This window comes from Treponema sp. R6D11 (assembly GCF_054786075.1).
The window spans coordinates 1-2852 of record NZ_BDHD01000212.1; the positions used below are offsets into that span (position 1 = coordinate 1).

The 2852-nt window shown below is 44.4% G+C and carries 2 protein-coding genes and 1 pseudogene; 1 reads left to right on the forward strand and 2 read right to left on the reverse strand.

Annotated features, from left to right (window positions below; translation table 11 throughout):
* The coding region (locus ACYVTD_RS11320; RefSeq protein ID WP_461247878.1) for a master DNA invertase Mpi family serine-type recombinase at positions 1 to 600 on the forward strand (600 nt) is incomplete at its 5' end.
* A gap of 81 nt (positions 601 to 681) precedes the next feature.
* Here the strand turns inward: ACYVTD_RS11320 and ACYVTD_RS11325 are convergent.
* Positions 682 to 2391, reverse strand: coding sequence for an ammonium transporter (locus ACYVTD_RS11325; protein WP_461247879.1), 1710 nt, complete (start codon positions 2389 to 2391; stop codon positions 682 to 684).
* A gap of 99 nt (positions 2392 to 2490) precedes the next feature.
* Positions 2491 to 2852 (reverse strand): annotated as a pseudogene (locus ACYVTD_RS11330) (glutamine synthetase type III); the annotation flags it as partial.

Below are 2852 nucleotides of genomic sequence, written 5' to 3' on the forward strand. Positions count from 1 at the left end.
GTGATATACGGCTATATTAGAGTCAGTACTGACAAACAAACTGTTGATAATCAACGGTTTGAGATTGAACGGTTTTGTAAAAGAAACAGTTTAAAGATCAACGAATGGATCGAAGAAACTATCAGTGGGTGTAAAACGCCTGATAAGCGTCTTTTAGGATCGCTTCTGGAAGAAGTAAGATCGGGCGATTTGATTATTTGTTCGGAATTATCAAGGCTTGGAAGAAGTCTTTTTATGATTATGTCGATACTTAATCATTTAATGTTGAATGATGTAAGAGTATGGACAATAAAGGACAATTACAGGTTAGGTGATAATATTCAATCGAAAGTTTTGGCGTTTTCTTTTGGTTTATCTGCGGAGATAGAGCGCGATTTAATTTCTCAAAGAACAAAGGAAGCGCTTGCGCGTCGCAGAGCCGAAGGTAAGATTCTTGGCAGACCTCGCGGCAGACAATCGGCTTATGTAAAACTTTCAGGGCGTGAACAGGATATTAAAATGCTTCTTGACAGGCATTTTTCAAAGGCAGCGATAGGCAGAATATACGGCGTTAATAGAGCGACAGTGGAAATGTTTGTAAAAAACAGGATAAAACATTAGACAATAGCTCCATAAAAAAAGCGACTGGAAGCTCCAGTCGCTTTTTATTAAATTAATACAAGTAAAATTTACAATCTGTTGTTATTCATTGTCCTGTAAAGCGTCGTATCCTTGCTCGCCTGTGCGGACTTTAACGACGTTTTCAACATCATAAATAAACATCTTGCCGTCGCCGACTCTTCCCGTGTACAACACTTTCTTCACTGTGTCTATTACGGTTTGCGGCGGAATCTTACATACGATAATATCAACCTGAACCTTTGGAAGCAGTTTTATGGTTACAGGAGCGCCGCGGTAATACTCGGTATGTCCCTTTTGCATTCCGTGACCAAGCACGTTGGTAACCGTAAGCCCTGTAATACCGATTCTGTCGAGCGCGTTGTGAAGAGCGGTAAGCTTGTTCTGATTCGTGATAATTGTAATCTTCGTCATCTTCGCGCCGGGCTTTGAGTTGTTTACAACAGGAATTGCCGTATTGACAGGGACGGTCTCTTCCTCTTCAACAGAATAAGGTTTAAAGTCCGCTCCTGCGGGCGCTACCATAAAGTCGGCATAACTGCTTGTAAGGTTGTGTTCGGTAATATCCAAACCTGCAAGTTCTTCGACGTGTGAAACGCGTAAGCCCATTGTTTTCTTTATTACTGTAAAAACAATGCCCATTGTTATCGTTACCCACGCTATTACCGAAACGACGCCGAGAACCTGAATTCCAACCATCGTCCATCCGCCGCCGTAAGCTAGTCCGCCGTCAAGCGCGAATACGCCGGTAAGAATTGTTCCCAACGCTCCTGAAAAACCGTGTACGCCTACCGCGCCGACAGGATCGTCAACCTTTAATACTTTGTCGACAAACTCAATGCCGAATACGATAACAAACGCCGCAATAATGCCGATTAAGAACGCGCCTAACGGTGATACAACATCGCACCCTGCGGTGATTGCAACAAGACCGGCAAGAGCGCCGTTCAATGTCATGGACACATCAGGCTTTTTGTAACGAAACCATGTAATGATCATTGTTACAACCGCCGCTGTCGCCGCCGCTAAGTTTGTGGTAACAAAAATACTGCCGGCGGATACGATGCTTTCGCCTTCCATGGAAACAGTGGAACCGCCGTTAAAGCCGAACCAACAGAACCAGAGAATGAAAACACCTAGAGCACCGAGCGTTAAGCTGTGACCGGGAATAGCGCGCGACTCGCCCGATTGGGAATATTTGCCGATACGAGGACCGACAATCTTTGCGCCAACCAGAGACGCTACACCGCCAACCATGTGTACGGCGGTAGAACCGGCAAAGTCATGGAAACCAAGCTGGGCAAGCCAGCCGCCGCCCCATATCCAGTGCCCGGAAATCGGGTAAATTATGGCGCTGATGATAAGGCTGTAAACGCAGTAAGCGGAAAACTTTGTTCTCTCCGCCATTGCTCCCGATACGATTGTCGCCGCTGTCGCGCAGAACACTGTCTGAAAAATAAGAAAGGCGAACAATGGAACTCCATCAGGAGTAACCGCGCTGTAATCTCCTTTGACCATAAAATCAATGCCGCCGAAAAGCGTACCGCTTCCCGCAAACATGATCCCGAACCCGACTAGCCAATAGGCTGGGGTGCCGATTGAGAAATCCATCAAGTTTTTCATGATGATATTTCCGGCGTTTTTTGCCCGGGTAAAACCTGTTTCTACCATAGCAAAGCCCGCTTGCATAAAGAATACAAGGGCGGCGGCTATGAGTACCCACATTGTGTTTACCGATGAAAAGTTGTCAATTACTTCGACAATTTCAACCATAAAATCCTCCTAAATAAAAATTAAGGCGTATGTCCTCCCTACAGGAACACACGCCTTTGTGTGCAATAAAACAATCTAACCATTTATCTTGTGGTCAGATTAAATAACGCTATAAAGTATCTGTCCGTAACTCGGTAAGGGCCAATGTTTTTTTGCTACAAGCGTTTCAAGCCCGTCAACATCGATCCTAAGTTCTACCATTGCGGCAAAAACTTTCTCGCGATAGAAGCGCGCCTGATCCGCAATTTTTCGTTCTTCTTTGGTTTCCAAAAGAACTTTTTCAAGCGTCGTTAATTTGTTAAGCATACTGGCAGATAGTTTTGAAATATTAGTTAACAAATTTTCCTCCAGCGAAGAATCATAATAACCCAACGCTTCTTTCTTTTGAAGAAGCTCTAATAAATCGTTTTGACAGTTTACGCTTGCGGGGAAAATATCTCCCTTGACCATATCTACCATAG

Excerpts from the sequence above, each read along its gene's own strand:
- ACYVTD_RS11325 (WP_461247879.1), bottom strand. The coding sequence starts at position 2,391 with ATGGTTGAAATTGTCGAAGTAATTGACAACTTTTCATCGGTAAACACA.